The 22,076-nt window shown below is 49.5% G+C and carries 17 protein-coding genes, 4 tRNA genes and 1 pseudogene; 19 read left to right on the top strand and 3 right to left on the bottom strand.

What is annotated here, in order from left to right; genetic code table 11:
* The gene (locus C2M24_RS07075) at window positions 1–186 is read left to right on the top strand and encodes a YnbE family lipoprotein (RefSeq protein ID WP_425416044.1); all 186 of its coding nucleotides are present in this window, start codon (window positions 1–3) and stop codon (window positions 184–186) included.
* A gap of 9 nt (window positions 187–195) precedes the next feature.
* Complete coding sequence (locus C2M24_RS07070) at window positions 196–516, top strand: YdbL family protein (RefSeq protein ID WP_105200832.1); 321 nt, start codon at window positions 196–198, stop codon at window positions 514–516.
* A gap of 272 nt (window positions 517–788) precedes the next feature.
* On the opposite strand, the gene C2M24_RS07065 is transcribed toward C2M24_RS07070, so the two are convergent.
* Window positions 789–1,745 (bottom strand): methylenetetrahydrofolate reductase, encoded by a 957-nt coding sequence (locus tag C2M24_RS07065; RefSeq protein WP_105200831.1) that lies wholly within the window; start codon window positions 1,743–1,745, stop codon window positions 789–791.
* A 474-nt stretch (window positions 1,746–2,219) separates the two neighbouring features.
* On the opposite strand from C2M24_RS07065, the gene C2M24_RS07060 reads away from it, so the two are divergent.
* Complete coding sequence (locus C2M24_RS07060) at window positions 2,220–5,093, top strand: M16 family metallopeptidase (protein WP_105213762.1); 2,874 nt, start codon at window positions 2,220–2,222, stop codon at window positions 5,091–5,093.
* A gap of 51 nt (window positions 5,094–5,144) precedes the next feature.
* On the opposite strand, the gene srmB is transcribed toward C2M24_RS07060, so the two are convergent.
* Window positions 5,145–6,377 (bottom strand): ATP-dependent RNA helicase SrmB, encoded by a 1,233-nt coding sequence (gene srmB, locus C2M24_RS07055; protein ID WP_105200870.1) that lies wholly within the window; start codon window positions 6,375–6,377, stop codon window positions 5,145–5,147.
* Window positions 6,378–6,415: 38 nt separating this feature from the next.
* On the opposite strand from srmB, the gene C2M24_RS07050 reads away from it, so the two are divergent.
* Window positions 6,416–7,141: a tRNA1(Val) (adenine(37)-N6)-methyltransferase gene (locus C2M24_RS07050; RefSeq protein ID WP_325034810.1), complete on the top strand. Its 726-nt coding sequence runs from the start codon at window positions 6,416–6,418 to the stop codon at window positions 7,139–7,141.
* Window positions 7,142–7,162: 21 nt separating this feature from the next.
* Here C2M24_RS07050 and fldB read toward each other — a convergent pair.
* A pseudogene (gene fldB, locus C2M24_RS07045) lies at window positions 7,163–7,680 on the bottom strand (flavodoxin FldB).
* 91 nt (window positions 7,681–7,771) lie between these two features.
* Here fldB and xerD point away from each other — a divergent pair.
* From xerD to C2M24_RS06970, 15 genes are all read left to right on the top strand, one after another.
* Complete coding sequence (gene xerD / locus C2M24_RS07040) at window positions 7,772–8,686, top strand: site-specific tyrosine recombinase XerD (RefSeq protein ID WP_105200828.1); 915 nt, start codon at window positions 7,772–7,774, stop codon at window positions 8,684–8,686.
* A 112-nt stretch (window positions 8,687–8,798) separates the two neighbouring features.
* The gene (dsbC, locus tag C2M24_RS07035; protein WP_105200827.1) at window positions 8,799–9,536 is read left to right on the top strand and encodes a bifunctional protein-disulfide isomerase/oxidoreductase DsbC; all 738 of its coding nucleotides are present in this window, start codon (window positions 8,799–8,801) and stop codon (window positions 9,534–9,536) included.
* 254 nt (window positions 9,537–9,790) lie between these two features.
* A complete protein-coding gene (recJ, locus tag C2M24_RS07030) occupies window positions 9,791–11,524 on the top strand; it encodes a single-stranded-DNA-specific exonuclease RecJ (RefSeq protein ID WP_233999510.1) in 1,734 nt (577 codons plus the stop codon).
* 147 nt (window positions 11,525–11,671) lie between these two features.
* A protein-coding gene (prfB, locus tag C2M24_RS07025) for a peptide chain release factor 2 (RefSeq protein ID WP_105200826.1) occupies window positions 11,672–12,770 on the top strand; the annotation gives its coding sequence in 2 pieces (ribosomal slippage) (window positions 11,672–11,746 and window positions 11,748–12,770; 1,098 coding nt in all).
* A gap of 29 nt (window positions 12,771–12,799) precedes the next feature.
* Window positions 12,800–14,335: a lysine--tRNA ligase gene (gene lysS / locus C2M24_RS07020; protein ID WP_105213760.1), complete on the top strand. Its 1,536-nt coding sequence runs from the start codon at window positions 12,800–12,802 to the stop codon at window positions 14,333–14,335.
* Between the two features lie 295 nt (window positions 14,336–14,630).
* A complete protein-coding gene (locus C2M24_RS07015) occupies window positions 14,631–14,819 on the top strand; it encodes a hypothetical protein (protein WP_105213759.1) in 189 nt (62 codons plus the stop codon).
* Window positions 14,820–14,995: 176 nt separating this feature from the next.
* Window positions 14,996–15,088: transfer RNA gene (locus tag C2M24_RS07010), tRNA-Ser, on the top strand.
* A gap of 37 nt (window positions 15,089–15,125) precedes the next feature.
* Window positions 15,126–15,202, top strand: a tRNA-Arg gene (locus C2M24_RS07005).
* 47 nt (window positions 15,203–15,249) lie between these two features.
* Window positions 15,250–15,326: transfer RNA gene (locus C2M24_RS07000), tRNA-Arg, on the top strand.
* A 43-nt stretch (window positions 15,327–15,369) separates the two neighbouring features.
* A tRNA-Arg gene (locus C2M24_RS06995) sits at window positions 15,370–15,446 on the top strand.
* A gap of 966 nt (window positions 15,447–16,412) precedes the next feature.
* Complete coding sequence (locus C2M24_RS06990) at window positions 16,413–17,396, top strand: competence protein CoiA family protein (RefSeq protein ID WP_105213758.1); 984 nt, start codon at window positions 16,413–16,415, stop codon at window positions 17,394–17,396.
* Between the two features lie 94 nt (window positions 17,397–17,490).
* Window positions 17,491–18,189, top strand: a complete 699-nt coding sequence (locus tag C2M24_RS06985; protein ID WP_105213757.1) for a hypothetical protein — start codon at window positions 17,491–17,493, stop codon at window positions 18,187–18,189.
* Window positions 18,190–18,777: 588 nt separating this feature from the next.
* Window positions 18,778–20,193 (top strand): SH3 domain-containing protein, encoded by a 1,416-nt coding sequence (locus C2M24_RS06980; protein WP_105213756.1) that lies wholly within the window; start codon window positions 18,778–18,780, stop codon window positions 20,191–20,193.
* Complete coding sequence (locus C2M24_RS06975) at window positions 20,190–21,299, top strand: mandelate racemase/muconate lactonizing enzyme family protein (protein ID WP_105213755.1); 1,110 nt, start codon at window positions 20,190–20,192, stop codon at window positions 21,297–21,299. The genes C2M24_RS06980 and C2M24_RS06975 overlap by 4 nt, the downstream gene beginning before the upstream one ends.
* Window positions 21,296–22,063: a L,D-transpeptidase family protein gene (locus tag C2M24_RS06970; protein ID WP_233999509.1), complete on the top strand. Its 768-nt coding sequence runs from the start codon at window positions 21,296–21,298 to the stop codon at window positions 22,061–22,063. The genes C2M24_RS06975 and C2M24_RS06970 overlap by 4 nt, the downstream gene beginning before the upstream one ends.
* Window positions 22,064–22,076: the final 13 nt, after the last annotated feature.

Raw genomic sequence — 22,076 nt, 5'->3', positions numbered from 1 at the left:
ATGAGTACGCGAATGCTGGTGGCCTTGGTCGGCGCGTTAACCTTAATGGGCTGTACCCATAAGGTCGAGGTGGAAAGTAAAGAGCCGATCACCATCAACCTAAATGTTAAAGTGGATCATGAAATCCGCGTTAAAGTAGACAAAGAGCTCGATGAGCTTTTCGGTGACGACAGCGAGCTATTTTAGGAGGCGAATATGAAACTAGTTAAATGGACCATGTTACTCAGTGCGACCATGTTGGCCTTTAGTGCTTGGGCGCTAACCTTAGATCAGGCTAAGGATCAGGGCATAGTCGGTGAAACCAGTACTGGTTACCTAGAGTTGGTGCACACCTCTGCCGAGGCGCAGCAGTTGATCACCGAGATCAATGCTAAGCGAAAGGCCAAATACCTGGCCATGGCCAAGAAAAACGGCATTAGCCTAAGTCAGGTTGAAGCTCTGGCTGGTGCTAAAGCCATTGAAAAGACTGCCGCCGGACACATGGTTAAGGTCGATGGCCAGTGGCGTAAAAAGTAACAACCAAGCACCTATAAAAAAATAAAAAAAAACAGCGCTATGCAGAACATGGCGCTGTTTTTTTATGGGCAAAAGAAGGTTACCAATTCACTTAAATAGCTAATCATTCTAGCGGGCTAAATATCATGCTAACTGTGTTGGAATTTTTCTATGTAGAATAACTACATAAGAAAAATCCCGCCTTGTTATCATATCATTTATCCAGCGCTATCTCTGATCACATACTTAACAGAATTGGTATGATGGGTAAATCGCTAATGTTAGCTTACGGCTTAAGCGATAAGGCGCTCAGCCAGGCTCAGCTCCATGGTTGCTTTAAGCAAACGGTAAAGATTAATCGACGCATCGATCTCTTCTTTACGGTTGGTTAAAGACTCAATATTCAAGCCTAAAGGCACGCCTAAATGGGCACAGCTGCGCAGAATTAAATCCAGGTTCTCGCGGCAAATCCGCACCGATTCACTTAAGGTGTTGTCTGCATCGAGCATACGCCACTTGGTCGCCTCAGGTACGGAAATGCCTAACCACTCCATAAAATCCAAGGTGGTTTCACCGCCGCAGGGCGTAAAGGTGAGAATAATACGTTGCGGTGTCAGACCTTGCTGGCGACAACTGCGGGCATAACTGGTGATCAAATCTATGGTCGCTTGCGCATTGTAGACAGCTTGCGAGATAAAGAACTTACAACCTTGCTCCGTCTTCGTCAGCAGACGCTCGTGTTCATTACCCTTGCTGGCATGGCGCTCGGCTATGGTTACACCACCTAAAAAGAAATCATGGTCGTGTGCATCAATATGGGTATAAGCATCATTTAGGCTTAGTTTAACTTCACCGGTTGAGGATGGGCTGCCGACCAACACCAGGTTATTAAGTTTATATTCCTGATAGGTGGTATCTAACCACTGATTAAACTCACCGGCGCTGCGCTGGGCAACGCTCTTATAAGTGATCACATCGAGTTGCGACAAGCGACGTAGTAAGCCACTGTAATGACGCGGGTCTATGGTCTCTTTAAACGGGAAAGGGCGAGGTACATTGGTGCGACTGCTTTCATCCTGAATGTCATAAACGATAACACCGTCGTACTCGATTTCATGCAAGCGACCCAATAGCTTCTCGGCAATGGCCTGCAGCTTACCATCGTCCGTACCTGTCTTCGGTGGTGTAGTGCCGATAAGGTATACCCCTTGGCGGGGGTCTTCAATTTTCTCTTGCAGTGTTAGCGCCATGATCCTCATTCCCATATGCGGTTAATGGAATCACTATAACAGCCATTTAGACGTCTAAACAGCCTTTTTCTGGTGAAACTTACTCATGAATGTTGAATTTCATTCATGTTGCCTTGTAGGTCGGCCTTCCAGGCCGACAAATATGCACCATTCTCACCTTGTCGGCGCACAGCACTGACCTACAAATGACTTTCTCAACTGCGGTCTCCAAATTAAGATCTTGTCGCGTTGGCGACGGCAACCAAAGAGGGAGTTCATAACCATCGTGCATATAATTCGTCCATGAAGCTGGGTTCCTGTCGGCATCCCTGCCTCCACCTCCGAGCGCTGCGAAGCGGGGCTTCGGTCACTCGTCGCCCCTTTGACACATTTGTTTACAGCAAAATGAGCCGTCGGTTACGCGCATTGGGTGAATTTATTGCATAATGGATTGGATCAATAATCAGATAACAATCAGACTTAAAGGATAGGAAGATGAAACTATCGGTTATTGCCTCGGGCATTGCCTTGGCGCTTGCGCTAGGCGGATGTCAAAGCACGCAGACAACGCAAACAAGTACCGCTGCGGCAACGGCGCAACAGAACAATAAAGTATTTGCCCAGGACTATGTATTAGAAGAGCTAGACAATGGTCTGCGGGTGATGGTGGTAAAAACCGATTATCCCGATGTGGTGTCGCTGCAGATCCCAGTTTCTGTAGGCTCACGTAACGAGGTAGAAGAAGGCAAAACAGGTTTTGCTCACTTCTTCGAGCACATGATGTTTAAGGGCTCGGAAAAATTCCCGGAAGATGTCTACGCCGATATCATGAAAAACTCAGGTGTTGATAACCGCGCTTACACCACCAATGACTACACCAATTACCACCTTAATTTCTCTAAGCAGCATTTAGACAAGGTGCTGGAAATCAAGGCCGATGTCTTTCAAAACCTCAGGTACAGCGAAGAGCAGTTCCGCACCGAGGCGCTGACGGTTAAGGGCGAATACCTCAAGAACAATGCCAGCCCAATTCGCAAACTGTTGGCGGCGGTGCGCAAAGAAGCCTTCGATAAGCACACCTATGAGCACACCACCATGGGCTTCTTTGAAGATATCGAAGCCATGCCGGATCAAAGTGAATACGGCCAAACCTTCTTTAAGCGTTTCTACAAGCCAGAGTATGTGTCTCTAGTTATCGTCGGCGATGTTGACCCTAAAGAAACCATTGCCATGGTGAAAAAGCACTGGGGTAACTGGCAGCGTGGCGACTATCAGGCCGATATTCCGGTGGAGCCAAAGCAAGCAGCACCGCGTTATGTGCATGAGCAGTATGAGGGCTTACCGGGTCACTGGCTGTTGGTTTCTTACAAGGGCACCGAGTGGAACCCCAATACCAAGGACCGCGCCGCATTGGATCTGCTGTCACAGCTTTACTTCTCTGAAAACTCAGAGCTATACCAACAGCTGGTGGTAGAAAAGCAGATTGCTTCGCAAATGTTTACCTACAACCCGGAAACCAAAGATCCGGGCTTATTGCATGTATTCGTTAAGGTGGATGACGAAGAGAACCTGGCAGTGGTGCGTGATGCCATTAATCAAACCTATGCCCAGGCGCGCACCGAGCTGGTAGATGAAGGCAAGTTGGCGGCATTGAAATCAAATGCTAAATACAGCTTTATTAACAGCCTGGACTCATCGCAGGCGATCGCATCAACGCTTGCCAGCTATATGCACTTCGAGCGCGACCCTGAGGTGATCAACGCCCTGTATCAAAGTGCCGACAGTGTCAGTGCTGAAGATATTCGTGCCATTGCTAATCAGTACTTCACCGACAACAACCGCACTACGGTCACCATGTCGGCCAAGGATGCAGTCGCAGGTTTTGACGCCGAAGTGCAACTTGATACCTTGGTAGCTGATATCAACAACAAGCCGACAGAGCAGCTATTTACCGTGCTGGATAAAACCAACAGCTCGCCACTGGTTGACGTAAACTGGTTATTCTACACCGGCGCTGCGGCCGACCCTGAAGGTAAAAAGGGTGTGGCGGCCTTAACTGCGGCCATGCTGGCCAAGGGCGGCAGCCAGTCGATGAGCTACAAGGAAATTCAAAAAGCCCTTTACCCAATTGCCGGCAGCTTTGCTTATCAAATCGATAAGGAAATGATCTCACTGCATGGTCGCATCCACAAGGATAACGCCGAGCAGTGGTATGAGCTGGTCAGCGACCAACTGCTAGACCCGGGCTTCCGTGAAGACGACTTCGCTCGTTTAAAGAAAGAGTTGATCGACGGCATTGAGTCTGGCCTTAAAGCCTCTAACGATGAAGAGTTAGGTAAAGAGGTGCTCTACGCCGAGCTGTATCAGGGGCACCCTTATGGCGCCTACAACTACGGCGACTTGTCTGACTTAGAAGCCTTGACCCTGGATGATGTTAAAGCCTTCTACGCGAAGAACTTCACTCAGCGTAATCTGCATCTGGGTCTTATCGGTGCCGTGCCTGAAAAGGTGAAAGCGCAGATGATGAGTGACCTGCAGGGGTTGCCAGCCGGTGATCAAGCCCGCCTAGATATCCCGGATGCGCCTGCACTGAGCGGCCATCATGCCACCATTATTGAAAAGAGTGCTAAGTCGACCGCCGTGTCTTTTGGTTTCCCAATTGAGACTACGCGTTCAAGCAAAGACTGGACGGCGTTGTGGTTGGTTCGTTCCTTCCTGGGTGAGCACCGTAACTCAAATGCCAAGCTGTATGAGCGTATTCGCCAGGTGCGTGGTATGAACTATGGTGACTACGCCTACATCGAGTACTTCCCGCGCGGCATGTTCCAAACCAAGCCGGATGCTAACCTGGGTCGCTCCGAGCAGATCTTCCAGGTCTGGTTGCGTCCGCTGCGCTCAAATAACGATGCCCACTTTGCTACCCGTACCGCACTGCGCGAGCTGGATAAGCTGATCAGCCAGGGTATGAGCGAGGCAGACTTTAACGCTACCCGTAACTTCCTGACTAACTTTTTGCCGCAGTTGGTGGCAAGCCAAAACCGTCAGCTAGGTTACGCCTTAGACAGCCAGTTCTATGGCACTGATAACTTCGCCGACTATGTACGCTCACAGCTGGAAACACTCACGGTAGCGGATGTGAACCGAGTTATTCGCGAGAACCTGCAAACAGATAATATTCATTATGTGTTTGTCAGTGGTGATGGTGAAGATATGAAGGCGCGTTTAGCGAACGAGCAGGTTTCACCGCTTAAATACAACACCGAAAAACCAGCGGAACTAGTGGCCGAAGACAAACAAATCGAAAGCTACAAGCTGGCTATTCCAAGCAAAAACATCAAGGTTGTGCCTTTGGAAGAAGTGTTCAAGTAAGTAGAACCGAGACAGCAAAAAGCCGCTCAATCGAGCGGCTTTTTTAATGGGTTATTTCTTTTTTGCCTTGGATTTGGCTTTTTTGCGTTTGGCCTTCATCTTTTCCGGATCTTTTTTCTTCTTCGGCGGCAGCTTGGCTTCTTTGTGCTGCGGCTCCAGACCTTTGATCTTACGACGCTTTAGCACCTGATCCGTGTAGCGTTCGATTTTACCTAACATGGCCACTTCATGGGCTTCAACCAAGGAGATGGCGGTGCCTTTTTTACCTGCGCGGGCAGTACGGCCAATGCGGTGTACATAGACATCGGCGCTGCGTGGCATATCGAAGTTGAACACATGGCTGATGTCGTTAACATCAATACCACGGGCGGCAACATCTGTGGCAATCAAGATCTTGGTGCGACCGCTGTGGAAGCTGGCCATGGCCGCCATACGTTTATCCTGTGGCATTTCACCGCGCAACCAGGTGGTCTTGATATCATGAGTGAATAACTCGCCAACCAGCTTTTCCAGGCGCTCACGGGTTTTCACAAAGACAATGGCTTTTTCAACACTCTCTTGCTGTAGCAAGTTCACCAAGAGCTTGAGTTTATGGTCGTAATCATCGGCCAGGTGCACCCATTGCAAAATCTTACCGCGCTCAGAACGTGAAGGCGATGCCTCCAGTTGTGCCGGCTCGTTTAAGATGCGCTCGGAGAACTTGGCGACGCTGTCACCTTCAAGGGTGGCAGAGAAAAGCATACATTGACGGCGGTTTTTCGCTTCTTCACAAATGCGCAGCATTTCCTTACGAAAACCCATGTCCAGCATGCGGTCCGCTTCGTCCAAAATCAGCAGCTCTACATCTTCGGCGTGGAAGTTTTCTGTGTCCAGATATTCCATCAGGCGCCCCGGTGTGGCGATCAGGATATCGTTATTCTTTTCAAAGATTTCTTTATGCGTGCCGTAGTTGATACCGCCGGTAACCACACCGATTTTTAAATGTGTGTCTGCCGCCAGCTTTTCGCATTGCTCATGTACCTGGTAGGCCAGCTCACGGGTTGGGGTCATGATCAAGACGCGGGCGAAACCTGGGTTACGACGCGGATGGTCCAACAGGTACTGAATGGCGGGGATCAAAAACGCCGCGGTTTTGCCGGTGCCGGTTGGGGCGCAGGCAAGGACATCACGGCCTTCCAGCGCTTCTGGAATAGCCAGTTGCTGAATGCTGGTGGGCTTAGTAAAACCTAGGCTGTCAATGGCGTTGAGTAGCGCGGTATCAAGATCAAAATCGGCAAATTGCATAAAGGAGTCAAAATGATGGACAATTAAGGCAATTATACGTGGCACATGCTCAAACACAAAGGTCTAAAGTGGCAGGTTTTCAGTTTAAACAGTTTTCTATCGCGCAATGCAGCACCGCCATGAAGGTTTCCACCGACGGTATTATGCTCGGAGCCTGGGCGGAGCTGGGCTCGGCGCAGCAAATATTGGATGTAGGCACGGGCACCGGATTGCTGGCATTAATGTGTAAGCAGCGTGCGCCCCACTCTGATGTGCGAGCCCTGGATATAGAGCCGGATGCCTGCGCCCAGGCAAGGAGTAATGTGGCGGCAAGTCCCTGGCCGGAGATAGAAATAACGCAGGGCGATGCGCAGCATTTTGACAGTGAGCGCAAGTTTGATTTGCTGATCAGTAATCCGCCTTATTTTGATAACGCCTTAAAGACACAAGACGATAAGCGTAATCTGGCGCGTCATACCGACAGTCTGCCGTTTTCGGCGCTGATAGACCTATGGCAAAGGGTGGGCCATGTAAACACTGAGCTGGCGGTGATCCTTCCTCGTGAGCAAGGACAACAGCTAGTACATTTAGCCGAGCAGGCGGGCGGGTATTTACGGCGCCTGTGCGAAGTAAAAAGCACCGAGCGCAAAGAAGTCAGTCGTTGGCTAATGCAATTTAGCTGGCAAGCGGGGGAGTGTGAAAAGCAGCAGCTGGTGATCCACGCAGGCGACGATTACAGTGAGGACTATCGCCGCCTGTGCCGTGAATTTTATTTACGCTTCTAAAGGTTACAAAGCCTAAGTAGCTTACAGCTCGGCGTATTCGGTCATGATCTGCTCCACCCAGGTGGCAATACGATCATCGCTTTTTTCGTACTGGCTGTCTTCATCAAGGGCCAGACCGACAAAGCGTGAGCCATCTTCTGTCAGCGCCTTAGAGGCTTCAAACTCATACTCATCGCTGTTGGGCCAGTAACCGATAAATTGCACCCCTTGTGGCGCGATTTCATCATGGAGCATGCCCAGCGCATCCTGGAACCACTGGCCATAGCCTTGTTGGTCCCCCATACCGAGCAGGGCTACCACCTTGCCCGCCAGGTTTACATCCTTGATATCATCCCAGTGCGACTCCCAGTCTTCCTGAATTTCGCCGAAGTCCCAGGTGGAAATACCAAAAATGACAAAATCATAATTTTCGGCTGTTTTCAGCGGTTCATCTTTAATATTAAAGAGATCAACAACGTCTGCACCGATAATGTCGCGGATTTTTCCGCCGCTATTTCTGTGTAGCAGGTGGTCGAACCGTAAAATAAACCAATCTTCATTGTTTTCACATCGCTTGTCATTGATAGGGCGAAGTCTAACGTATCGTGCCCCGAGTATCTATCTGATATGATGCAATTAACCTAAATCTGCATGGCCATTGATGTGAGTAAGCAGCCGCCAAACCCGGATAACCTAGAGCATATTGAGCAATTTTTGGATGCCTTGTTTCTTGAAAGCGGCGCCAGCGACAACACCTTGTCCGCCTATCGCACCGATTTAAAAAAATTCAGCGACTTTATCGCCCCCCAAGCCTTGCTTGATGTAGATACGCAAGAGGTGGAGCAATATCTGGCCTATCGGGTTGATCTCGGCTTAAGCCCGCGCAGTACGGCGCGCAGTATCAGTGCCTTAAAGCGCTTTTATCAACATCAGATCACCGACAAGCGTTTGACGCGCTCGCCGTTGGAAACCATTAGCCGCCCTAAGGCCATGCAATCCTTACCAAAAACCCTGAGCGAGGAAGATGTGGAGGCGCTACTGGCAGCCCCCGATTGCGAGGATGCCATGGGCCTGCGCGACAGAGCCATGTTAGAGCTGCTTTATGCCACAGGGCTGCGTGTCAGCGAACTGATCGGCCTGAGATTAGAGCATGTAAACCAGAATCAGGCGGTGGTCTTTGTAAAGGGTAAGGGCGGTAAAGAGCGTCTAGTGCCCATGGGTGAAGAAGCGCTCGATTGGCTGGCGCGCTATTTGAAATTTTCCCGCCCGGCATTGATAAAACATGCCACGGATTTTGTCTTTGTCTCCAAGCGCGGTATCGGTATGACAAGGCAAACCTTTTGGCATCGCATTAAACACTATGCTATGTTGGCGAACATTAAATCAGATCTGTCGCCGCACACCCTGCGTCATGCCTTTGCAACTCACTTGCTTAATCATGGTGCCGACCTGCGAGTAGTGCAGATGATGCTGGGTCACAGCGATTTGTCGACCACACAGATATATACGCATGTGGCCAACGAACGACTAAAATTAGTGCATCAAACTCATCACCCTCGGGCTTAGGTCACGGGCTTAGCTAGTTGGCTTAGGTTGAGGGCATAACGCGTAGGGCGTGAATTTTATCGCTGATTCACGGTCTAGGTAGTATGACTAGAAGTTTTTAGAGACATATATTATGAAAAAAGTATTTATCGCACTGGCCCTGGCCGGTGTTAGTGCGGCAACCAGCGTCAGTGTTTCGGCGGCGCAATCGGTGGCTGAAGGTAACAGTGCAGTGAAAGCTCAGTTTGCACAATTGGGTCTGAACGCCAAGAAAGTAAATACCACGCCTCTGGACGGTGTGGTTGAAGTGATCACCAACCGCGGCGTATTTTATGCCAGTGACGACGGCCGTTACCTGTTGCAGGGCACCCTGATTGATGTCAAAAACAAAGAAAATCTGACCGAGGCGGCGCTAAGCGGTGTGCGTCTTGAAGGGGTGGAGCAATATAAAGATTCGATGATCGTCTACAAGGCCGACAAAGAAAAAGGCAAGATCACCGTATTTACCGATATCACCTGTGGTTACTGCCGTAAGCTGCATCGTGAGTTAGAGGATTACCTTGAAGCCGGTATTACGGTTCAGTATCTGGGCTTCCCTCGTGGCGGCATGGGTTCACAAGGCTATAAAGATCTTATGAATGTCTGGTGTGCCGAGGATCAGCAAAAAGCCCTGACCGAGGCTAAAGCCGGTGCGAAACCGGAAGAAGTGAAGCAGTGTAATGCCCCAGTGGCGGAGCACTACCAGCTAGGACAAAGCTTTGGTATCAGTGGTACGCCGGCAATTATCCTGTCTGACGGCAGTATGATCCCTGGCTATCAACCGGCTGCCGCCATCAGTGTTGCCATTGACCAGATAAAATCTAAATCCTAATAAGAGCATTACTGGGTCTGCTTAGCTAGAGCGCACTAGTTGCTTTAGCGGCAGGCCTGTTTTTTTGTCTTTATAGTAATTCAGTTAAGTATGTGAGCAGATATAGCGCTGGATAAATGATGTGCTAACAAGGCGGAATTTTTCTTATGTAGCTATTCTGCATGGAAATATTCTAACGCAGTGAGCATGATATTTAGCCCGCTAGAATGCTTAGCTAGGTAACAGCATTGCTATTAAAAATATGGAGTCGAGCCTTGCAGGCGCAAACTACCATTACCGCCCGTCAGCGCGTTGATGATTCTCATCTTAGCGCTCAATTACACCCAGTTATTCGTCAACTCTATGCGGCACGGGGAGTCAGCGACCCGGCGCAGATAGATAACAGCGTCACCACCTTGCATGACTTTCGCTTATTTCGCGATATAGACAAAGCCGCAGAGCTGCTGTTTACAAGTCTGCAAAAGCAGGAAAAGGTACTCATTGTCGGCGACTTCGATGCCGATGGCGCCACCAGTACCGTGACCCTGATGCAGGGCTTACAGATGTTTGGCTTTACCCGGCTTGATTACCTGGTGCCCGACCGCTTTAACTTTGGTTATGGTCTGAGTGTTGAGCTGGCGGAGCATATTATTACCCTGGCGCCGGATCTGGTGATCACGGTCGACAGCGGTATTTCCTGCATCAACGGCATAGCCCGGGTCAAAGAAGCGGGTATCAAGGTACTGGTTACCGACCACCACTTGCAGGGTGAGCGCCTCCCCAATGCCGATGCCATTGTGAACCCTAATCGTCACGACTGTCAGTTTCCATCCAAGTCCATTGCCGGCGTGGGTGTCGCCTTTTATCTCTTAATTGCCTTTCGCCATGCCCTGCGTGAAGCGAATTGGTATGAACAACAAGGACAGGCAGAGCCGAATTTAGGTAATTTGTTGGACCTGGTAGCGCTGGGTACGGTCGCTGATGTGGTGGCGCTCGATGCCAATAACCGCACCTTAGTGTATCAGGGGTTGGCGCGCATTCGCAGCGGTCGTACCCGCCCGGGTATCGATGCCCTGATTGAAGTGGCCAGACGCAACCGCGCTCGTTTAAGCGCCAGCGATTTTGGTTTTGCCCTGGCGCCGCGTTTGAATGCCGCCGGGCGCTTGGATGATATGAGTTTGGGTATCGCCTGTTTATTGGCACCTGAGCTCAATCAGGCCCGGCGTATTGCCGGTGAACTCGATGCCCTGAACGCCGAGCGTAAGGAAATCGAGCAGGGTATGCAGCAAGAAGCGCAGGCAGCGCTGAGCAAGCTTTCTTTGGGCACGAATCAGGCTCCCGATGCCCTGTGTTTGTATCAACAGGACTGGCACCAAGGGGTGATAGGCATTCTTGCCGGGCGCTTAAAAGAGCAGCACCACAGACCTACCGCCATCTTTGCCGCTGGAGACAATGGTCAGCTTAAGGGCTCATGTCGCTCTATTGACGGCGTGCATATGCGCGATGTGCTGGCCCATATCGATGCCCAGCATCCGGGTTTGATCATCAAGTTTGGCGGTCATGCTATGGCCGCGGGCTTAAGTATAGAAGAAGCCCGCTTTAGCGAGTTCCAGCAGGCTTTTGTTGCCGAGGTGGCCAAAGAGCTTACCGAGGAAGCCAAGGAGTGCGTCTTGCTTACCGATGGTGAATTGCCGGCGGATTGCTTCTCACTCGATTTTGCCGAACTGCTGCGCCAGGCCGGCCCTTTCGGCCAGCATTTTCCCGAACCGGTGTTTGAGCACACCTTTGAGCTCTTGCAACAAAGGATCGTCGGGGAGAAGCACCTGAAGCTGGTGTTGCGCCATCAAAGTGGTCGGGTTGTCGATGCCATTGCCTTTAATATCGATGTGCGTGCCTGGCCCGATACTCAGGTGCGTTATGTACATCTGGCTTATCAGCTCGATATCAATGAGTTTCGTGGTCAGTTCTCGCTGCAATTAATAGTGCGGGAAATGCAAAAACGCGGCTGATCACACGGCCCTAACCAGGGCCAATAAAATTGTACTAATTCGTATAAAAGCGCTAATAAATTCGACAATTATTTGTTAAAATCGAGCGCTTTTATCGACGCGCCAATTTTAAGCGGGCGTGAGTCTATTTTTTGCGGAGTAACATGCATGTTTGAAGTGAATCCTGTGATTAACCAAATCAAGGAAATTCGCGAACGTACTGAGCTTCTTCGGGGGTATCTTTGACTATGCTCACAAGAAAGAGCGTTTAGAAGAAGTTAATGCCGAACTTGAAGATCCAGCGGTGTGGAATGAGCCAGAGCGCGCTCAGGGCCTAGGTAAAGAAAAATCGAGCCTGGAAGCCATTGTTGAGACCATAGAGAAACTCGAAACTGGTACCGACGATGTTGAAGGTCTTGTTGAGCTGGCGGTTGAAGCCGAAGACGAGGAAACCTTTGCCGAGGCGCAAAGCGAGCTTGAAGACCTCAACGCCCACCTGGAACAGCTTGAATTCCGCCGCATGTTTAGCGGTGACCAGGACAGCAATGATGCGTATCTGGATCTGCAGGCAGGCTCAGGCGGCACCGAGGCGCAAGACTGGTGCAACATGTTGCTGCGTATGTACTTACGCTGGGCCGAAGCGAAAGGCTTTAAGGCCGAGATCGTGGAAGCAACCGACGGTGATGTGGCCGGTATCAAGGGCGCCACGGTGAAGATCAGTGGTGAATATGCCTATGGCTGGCTGCGCACAGAGACAGGCGTACACCGTTTAGTGCGTAAGAGTCCGTTCGATTCGGGTGGTCGTCGTCATACTTCGTTTGCCTCGGCATTCGTTTATCCCGAGATCGATGACAACATTGAAATCGATATTAACCCGGCCGATTTGCGTATCGATGTATACCGTGCATCGGGAGCCGGTGGTCAGCACGTTAACCGTACCGAATCTGCGGTACGTATTACGCACTTGCCGACCAATACCGTGGTGCAGTGTCAGAATGACCGCTCGCAGCACAAAAACAAAGACCAGGCGATGAAACAGCTTAAAGCCAAGCTGTTTGAGCTTGAGTTGCAAAAGCAAAATGCCGAGAAGCAAGCGCAGGAAGATGCCAAATCAGACATTGGCTGGGGCTCACAGATTCGCTCTTATGTCCTTGATGATTCGCGTATTAAAGACCTGCGCACCGGAGTTGAGAACCGTAATACCCAAGCCGTATTAGACGGTGACCTCGACAAGTTTATTGAAGCAAGCCTGAAATCAGGGCTGTAATTTAACGCCAAATTTAATAGAGCTAGAAAATGACAGATCAAATCCAAGACGAAAACAAATTAATTGCAGAGCGTCGCGCCAAGCTCGACGCTATTCGCGAAAATTGTAGTGCAAACGGCCACCCGAATACTTTCCGCCGAAAACACGACACAGCTGATCTTCAAGCAGAATTTGGTGATAAATCGAAAGAAGAACTGGTAGAGCTAGATCATCAAGTTGCCGTTGCCGGTCGTCTTCTTGCCAAGCGTGGTCCTTTCCTTGTTCTTCAGGATATGAAAGGCCGCATTCAGGCATATGCTTCAAAAGACGTACAAAAAGATCTGAAAGAAAAATACGGTCAGCTTGATATCGGCGACATCATTGGCGTGTCTGGTCCATTGCATAAATCGGGTAAAGGCGACCTTTACGTTGATATGCAGGAGTATGAACTACTGACCAAGTCACTGCGTCCATTGCCAGAGAAGTTCCACGGCCTGTCGGATCAGGAAACCAAATACCGTCAGCGTTATGTGGATCTGATCACCAACATGGATACTCGTGAGACCTTCCGTATTCGTTCTAAGGTAATTGAAGGTATTCGTCGTTTCCTTGCCGATCGTGACTTTATGGAAGTGGAAACGCCTATGCTTCAGGTTATCCCTGGCGGTGCATCGGCACGTCCATTCGTAACCCACCATAATGCCCTGGACATTGATATGTATCTGCGTATCGCCCCAGAGCTTTACTTGAAGCGTTTAGTGGTAGGCGGTTTTGACCGTGTATTCGAGATCAACCGCAACTTCCGTAACGAAGGTCTGTCAACGCGCCACAACCCAGAATTCACCATGATTGAATTCTACCAAGCGTACGCGGATTACAATGACCTGATGAACATCACGGAAGACATGCTACGTACAGTGGCACAAGATGTGTTGGGCACAACAACGATTGTAAACACCACGAAGAATGCCGATGGCGAAGTGGTTGATAGCGTAGAATACGATTTCGGTCAGCCGTTCACGCGCTTGAGCATGGCCGATGCCATCATGAAGTACAATCCAGAGTTCGATGCGGCGGTATTTGCCGACCCTGAGAACCACATGGAACAGCTGATTGCGTACGCTAAGCAAGTACACGTGAAGATCCCTGAAAACTGCGTATGGGGTGCGGGCAAGTACATGTGTGAAATCTTCGAAGAGACGGCTGAGCACATGCTTATTCAACCTACCTTCATCACAGAATACCCGTGGGAAGTATCACCACTGGCCCGTCGTAACGACGACAACCCATTCGTGACCGACCGTTTCGAGTTCTTCGTCGGTGGTCGTGAACTTGCCAATGGTTTCTCTGAGTTGAACGATGCCGAAGATCAGGCTGCACGTTTTGCCCGTCAGGTAGAAGAAAAAGATGCCGGTGATGATGAAGCCATGCACTTCGATGAAGACTATATCCGCGCCCTTGAATTCGGTTTACCACCGACGGCGGGTGAGGGTATTGGTATCGACCGTCTAGTGATGCTATTCACCGACTCACCAACGATTAAAGACGTGATCTTGTTCCCGCATATGCGCCCAGAGCAAGACTAATTAATAACGTCTAACTCTTAAAAACGCGGCTAAGGCCGCGTTTTTGGATCTTACTTGTGCGATATATCGCAAAAACCAACTTGTTAAGGCCTAAAAACACTGTCATAGACTATCAAAATGGTTTTATCTATTTGATTTTCAATAGCTTTGTTTTTATCTTGGTAAAAACAAGCTTTTATTCCTACTGTGCGCCTAAAGTAAATGCACTACAATTTTCTGCTAGTACCTAGAGCCCTTTAGCGCTGTAAGAGAAGTCGGTCAAAAAGTGCGTAATAACGACAATAGGAATAATGTAATGGATTACGAAGAGTTTTTGCCGGAAATACCCAAGGACGACAAGCGCGCCGCTTACTATCGCGCCTGCATTATCGAGTTTGAACGTCAGGGTTACTGCGATCAGATTTTACGCGAGCTGGACAACGACTTGGACGACAAGGCAAAAACACAGGGCATTCCTTTATTGGTAGTGGGTAACGGCGCTTAATCTTCCAAGCCTGTTTGGGGCGGGCAAAAGAATAAAAGTAGCGAGATAATGGCCCATTAAGGCCATTTTTTATGCCATAAATAGCCAGCTGCGCAATCTCTGAGCAGATAGGCTGATTTTCATAGAAAAGTGTTTGACATATTTGCTCAAGCCTTTATTATACGCCCCACAAAGACGGAGAGGTGGCCGAGTGGCTGAAGGCGCGCCCCTGCTAAGGGTGTATAGGGTTTGTAGCCCTATCGAGGGTTCGAATCCCTCCTTCTCCGCCATTTATTTTTAAATGGTGTTGTTTTTGTATTTAGATATGGACGCATAGCTCAGCTGGATAGAGTACCTGGCTACGAACCAGGCGGTCGGAGGTTCGAATCCTCCTGCGTCCGCCATCTTTCTTCAAGATGGTCTATTATCTAAAGTCACTTTTTTATGAAACGGACGCATAGCTCAGCTGGATAGAGTACCTGGCTACGAACCAGGCGGTCGGAGGTTCGAATCCTCCTGCGTCCGCCATAATTCAAGTGACAAATTAGAACCTAAGGTTCAAGAACATAACGGACGCATAGCTCAGCTGGATAGAGTACCTGGCTACGAACCAGGCGGTCGGAGGTTCGAATCCTCCTGCGTCCGCCACTTCTTTCTTAAGAAGTGAGAAGAAACCAACGAAAGTTGGTTTTTTTATGCCTAAATTTCAGTGAACGCATGCGGCTGCGAACCTCCGAGGTTCGTTGATTTCCAATCTAGACCACACCTCTCTTATCTCAAAGCTTCCCACAGCCTCGTTGTTTGAAACAGGAATTTTAGGTCAGACTTCAGTCTGACAACTCGCAATCTTTTGTTGTAATTCAGGTTTTTATATTTGGTTGGTACCTGTTTTCAATTTGAGATCTTGTCGCGTTGGGCGACGAGTGACCGAAGCATCGCTTCGCAGCGCGAGGAGGTGGAGGCATGGATGCCGACAGGAAGACAGCTTCAGGGATGAATTCCCTTGCACTGAGGGTTGTTCTGTCGCGTTGGGTGAGCGCGTTAAGAAAATAGTCCGGTGGACTATTTTTAGCAAGCGAACGCCTTGAGCCAGCGAGGGGCCGGAGACGACAACCAAAGAGGGAGTGATTCGACTCCCTCTTTGGAAACTCCCCGAACCCGTGATTCGCTAATGCTTACGAACTCAGCATTTTGTTAAACGTTCCGTTTAGTCATTGAGGCGATTTAACAGCACATCCCTGTGCTGATAAATCTAGCTCGGCGATCCCGCTCCTCACAGAGTTCATCGCCTTCAAGCGGCGCGAATGAAACTATTCACTCGCTTATTTCCGCTTTCAGCCTGCCTCGGTAAACCTAACTGCGCATCCATGCTCTGTTGTCTCAAGCACGCTCCGCAACAAAATCTGATTTCTCCAGCGCGAATCTAAACGGGAAGTGGCGGTCCCTGTGAGTTTGGCTTCCTTCTTGATTGCTCGCGAGAAAAACACCTGATAACTTATTGCTATCATTAAATAAAAATATACTAGTGCAAAGATAAGGTTATAGATAACTTCCTTAATCGAGAATCCGCACTAATTTAGCTATTAGAGCTCAAAACTCAGCGTCGGAGTAATTATGGAAAATTTAAAAATACTATACGGATTGAATGAAGCCGGTGAGCTGATTTCTGCAGAGCTGGCCGGTAAGGACACGGGTTACAGTTGCCCTTGCTGCGGAATAAAACTGGTTCTTCGATCAGGAGAAGTGAGAGTAAAGCATTTTGCTCATCCTCCCTCTTCAGGCTGTAGTTTAGAGTCGGTGCTACATATTACGGCCAAAAAATTGATTCGGACCACAATTGATAAAAATGCTAAAGGTGAGCAGGAAATTAGCCTTGAAAATCATTGTCAAAATTGTGGAGTGGTTTTCTCAATCAGCCTACCAATGAAAACTTTTTCAAGTGCTGGTTTAGAAGTCAAGGTAGGTGATTACATTTGTGATGTAGTTGGTTACCGAGGTGATTCAATTGGGCTGGCAATTGAGATACTTAATACCCATGAAGTTGACGCCATAAAAGCAGCAAACCTTCAAGCATTTTGGGTAGAACTCAAGGCAGAGGATGTGCTTAAAAATCCGGAAAAGTGGGTTCCTACACAGGCAAATTTAAAAGATTCCTATTGCGCTGGTTGTAAGAAACATATTAATCACGTACTGGAAGTCGCAGATAAGTTTGGCGTTGATAGGTCACTATACACTCCATTAAAGAACCCAGCCAAAGCAACGTATATAGCTGACATCGAAACTTGCTTCAAATGCAAACAGGAAATTCCAGTATTTTGGTGGCGAGGAGTTCCATTTTGTGAAGTCGAACCACCAAACCCAAAACCAAAAACAATAAAATTCAGAAATTCAAAACAGTACGGAGGCTCTTATTGGGCAAACACCTGTGCAAACTGCAATATGATTCAAGGCGATAACTATCTTTATATCTTCGATAATGCACCATTTAAAGGTTTACCCCTTTCAACGGATGCCCAAGCGAGCCAAGGTGGTGTAAGGGTTGCTTCCAGTAAATCAGCCGTATCGGAATTCATGAAGGTAATAAACCGTAATTTCTAAAAGCTCTAATAAATGGGCGGCTAGGGGCAGCATTACGCTGCGCTTCATGCAACCGCAGAGCTAGGCGTTAGATGATTCAAAGTTAGGAGAGCAAATGAAACGGATTGTACTATTTTTACTTATTTTAAATTCACAATTAGCAAACGCTGAAACTCGTGCTGTAACAGACATAAAAGCATATAACTTCCCTCCTCCTGCTAGTTCCGTGCACAAGGTTATATATCAGTATAAAAAAGGTGAGTCACTAAAGCTTAAGTATGGAGCATGTGTTTCATCACATTGCCAAGTTATTACTCCGAGCGGGGAAGTCGCATGGATATTGGAGTTTCAAACAACTAGCAATTCTGATTTAGAGCAAGCACATCAAGATTATCTCAAGGCAGGTTTCGAGCAATGGGACGAAATATATATTTCTGTGTGGTATTCAGTTAAAGATAATAAAAACAAACTTGACAGCTGTGCCTTAAAATTGGCACATGAAGTTAAATTTGATTCTTCCAGAGATTGGCCAGCTTTTTGTAATACCTTTAAAAATACAAATCAAGTTCAAGAGAGAGTTGAATTCATTGAAAATACTATTGCTAACTTACACTTAACTCCAAATGAGTTGGAAAAAGTGAAATCTGGCAAAGTATGGATAGGAGCCAGCGACAAAGCTGTCCTGGTGTCTTGGGGTAGTCCAGAGGATATAAATTCCACTATCACTTCACATGGTAGAAGAGAGCAATGGGTTTACGGTCGTGGGACTTATGTCTATTTAACTAACGGATTTGTTAGTGCAATTCAAAATTGACCCAAAAACACCTAACAAGGCGCTATTGGACAGACGTGCAAAGTTCTCTTCGCTGCGCTTAGGACAGGCCTAGGACTTGCTTCCGCTCGGCATAAAGCTGGCATTAAAGTCCGCTTGGTCTTAGCTGAATAACAGCTTTCGACCACCTTGATTTAGAACTGTGATGCATCAGCCTGGGCCCCGTGCATTTGCGCTGAGCAGGGCGGGGTTGGCAGCACAACTTGACCTTGGACGGTCAAGTTAGGCGAATCGAGGCAGGGATAGCCGAGTTTCGCCGGGTGCGTTGGCAACACCGGCAGGCGAAGCATTAAGCAAATGCTGGGGTACGGGGGGATTTAAAAGGGGGAATCGTATCATTCCCCCTTTTAGTGTCGTCGCCACAGCGACAAGATCTTACCTTAAGCACAATCATCGTTTCAGAAATTCAACTCCCAAACGCAATAAAAACATGCCGCGCTGTAAGCGCTCTATGTTTTTAATAAAATATTCCTAACAAATATCCCCCTTGAAATATTTGTTTCCCCTGCGACTATAAAGTAATCTCATGTATTAAAACCTGCGACTTAACGCCGAAGGGGAGAGATAACAATGAACAACAAAGCCCAATCTATTCTCAGTGCTGCCATTGCGGCGGCCTTGCTGCTGTCCAGTCATGGTCTGGCTTACGCTCAGCAAACGGCGCCCTTTGTCAGCGATGTGCCCTTGGTTCAGCCGGCCATGCTCTCTCCCGCTTTTTGGTTAAAACAGCAGGCGGATAACGCGCCGCTGATGAGCGAGCGGCAAATTCAGGCCTTTAACCGCAAGCTGATTGCCAATAATCCCTATGTTACAGATCCGCTCACCTATGCGGATGAGCTCTCCCGTGACGAGCTGATCCAACACCTGGAAAAAGCCAGTTCAACACCTTCCAGCCCAAGGTTTTATACCGATGGCCGCCAGCTGACGGACGAGGACTTTGCGCGCTATCACGGTAACACCAATAAGACCCAGGTGCAGGACAAGAATCAGGTGCGCTTTGGCATGGTGGTTGAGCGCACGTCGTTACGCACCTTTCCCACCGATGATCGCGTGCTAAATGCGGAAATGGATGCGGATTTGGATCGCTTCCAGGAAAGCGGCGCCTTCCCGGGTGAGGCGGTGGCTGTGCTGCATGAAAGCGCGGATGGGCTCTGGTATCTGGTGGCCACCTACAACTACACCGCCTGGGTGAAAAAGTCGGCCATCGCCGTGGGGGATAAAGACACCATTGTTGATTATATGCGGGCCAAGGATTTCATCATTGTCAGCGGTGATAAGGTGGACACCAGCTTTGTGCCTAATAAACCACGGGTTTCCGAGGTCCAACTGGATATGGGGGTGCGCCTGGCGCTGATGCCACAAGAGCAAATTGAGCACCTCACTCACGGCCAAAACAGCTTTGCCAGCTATATCGTCAAGCTGCCGGTGCGCAATGAGGACGGCTCTTTGGCCTTTGAAAAGGCGTTATTGCCGCGCTCCAGCGATGTGAGTCTGGGTTATTTGCCGCTTACCCGGCATAACCTCATTGCTCAGGGGTTTAAGTTTTTAGGCGAGCGTTATGGCTGGGGGCACGATTACAATGCCCGGGATTGCACCGGCTTTGTCGGCGAGATTTATAAAACCTTTGGCGTAATGATGCCGCGTAATTCTTCATGGCAGGGCAAGGGGGAGTACGGCTATAACTGGCGCTTTGATGACGAAGCCACGCTGGAGCAAAAGCGGCAGGTGCTGGCACAGATGCAGGTGGGCGACCTAATCTATATTCCCGGCCATGTGATGATGTATATCGGCGATTATCAAGGCCAGCCCTATGTGATCCATGACGTAAAAGGGCTTGGCTACTTAAAAGGCGATGGCGGTTTTTACGATGGCGAGCTCAATGGCGTATCTGTGACGCCCTTGCTACCCCTGTATTTAAATGCCGATACCTCCTATTTAGATAAAACCTATGCCATTAAGCGTATCGCTCCGGGCGGTGCACTATGATCATTAAGTCGGTACGCTTTGCCCGTTTGTCGGTGCCTTTGCACACCCCGTTTAAAACAGCGCTGCGCACGGTTTCCAGCATAGAAGACCTGGTGGTCATAATCGACACCCAGTGTGGCAAAAGGGGTTATGGCAGCGCACCGAGCACGCCGGTGATCACCGGCGACACCCACCAATCCATAATAAGCATTATCAACACAGTCCTTGCGCCTCAGCTTATCAATCAGGATGTGCGCAATATCAATGCCCTGTGCGATCGTTTGGCCGCTGCCGTAGTGGCCAACTCCAGTGCCAAAGCGGCGCTGGAAATTGCCTTGTATGATCTGTGGGCGCAAGGTTTGGGCGTGCCCTTGTATCGCGCCTTGGGCGGTGATCAAGGCGAGCTTAAAACCGATGTCACCATCAGCGTAGATGCCATAGATAAAATGCTGAGCGATTGTGATATCGCCTTGGCTAAAGGCTTTGATGTGCTGAAAATCAAAATAGGCAATGACCTTGAGCAGGATATTCAACGGGTGCGCGCTATCGCCCGGCATGTGGGCAACAAGGCGGCGCTGCGCCTGGATGTGAATCAGGGCTGGGATGCCAAGCAAGCGGTGCGCGCACTGCGGGCTATAGAAAGCGAAGGCATAGTCCTGGAGCTGGTGGAGCAGCCGGTAAAAGCCAATGACGTTGACGGCCTTGAGTATATTAGTGCGCGGGTCCAGTCTAAGATCATGGCCGATGAAAGTGCCTTCTCACCCAGGCAGGTGATCACCCTGCTGGAGCGTGGCGCCGTGGACATTATCAATATTAAGCTGATGAAAAGCGGCGGTATCAGTCGTGCCTTGCGGATTGCCGATATCGCCGCCACCTATGAGCGCCCTTGTATGATCGGTTGTATGCTGGAAGGCAGTATTGCCGTTGCCGCGGCGGCACATCTGGCGGCGGCCAAGGCCAAGCAAATCGGCCTGATAGATTTAGACGGTCCAGCTCTTGGCCAGTACGACCCAGTGCAAGGCGGAACCCGCTTTTGCGGGCCCGCTATCACCCTAAATACTGGTCCTGGCCTGGGAATTACCGGCATCGAGGGTCTTATCGAACTACCCAATGGAGTATGGCAATGAATAACACACTAACCAGCCTGATTATGCTGATCGCCAGTGCCTGTAGCGGCCCGGCCTGGGCCAAGGGTGAGCCCGAGCCCATTCAAGGTGACAACCGCCAACTGGCGGTGGTGGTAACCGAATCCTGGACAGATATTCAAGGTGAAATGACCTTGTTTGAGCGCGGCGATGATAACCAGTGGCACGCCATGGGGGAGTCCAGCGCCGTGGTGATTGGTCGCACCGGCCTGGCCTGGGGCATTGGCTTACATGAGCTCCAGCAAGGTCAGCAGAAGGTGGAAGGAGACGGCAAGGCGCCCGCTGGAGTATTTCGTTTGGGGAATGCCTTTGGTTATTTGGATGCGCTTACCACCGGCCTAGATTATCACCCCATGGATGCGGGGGATTACTGCATCGATGTGAACGGCTCGCCCTATTACAACCAGTTGGTGAATACCAAGGTGGTGGGTGAAAAGGCGGTAGAAGGCTCATCCGAGGCCATGCGCCGCGATATTCACAGCCAGGACGATTTATACAAAAAGGGTATTATCGTTGCCCATAACCCGGAGAATATCAGCGGTGCCGGCAGCTGTATTTTTATGCATTTATGGCGCGCCGCGGATAAGCCTACGGCGGGGTGTACGGCCATGGCCGAGGCGGATATGGATGCCCTGTTGCGCTGGCTGGATAAAGACAAACACCCCCTGATGGTGATATTGCCGCGCATGGAATATGCGCTAAAGCAAACACTCTGGCGCTTGCCGCCCTTAGGGCCACAAAAATAATAACAAGGCGGGT

It is taken from the genome of Pseudoalteromonas sp. T1lg22, from assembly GCF_002964645.1.
Lineage (GTDB): Bacteria > Pseudomonadota > Gammaproteobacteria > Enterobacterales > Alteromonadaceae > Pseudoalteromonas.
Note: the sequence above shows the minus strand (reverse complement) of the source record. Positions and strands in the feature narration are given on the sequence as shown.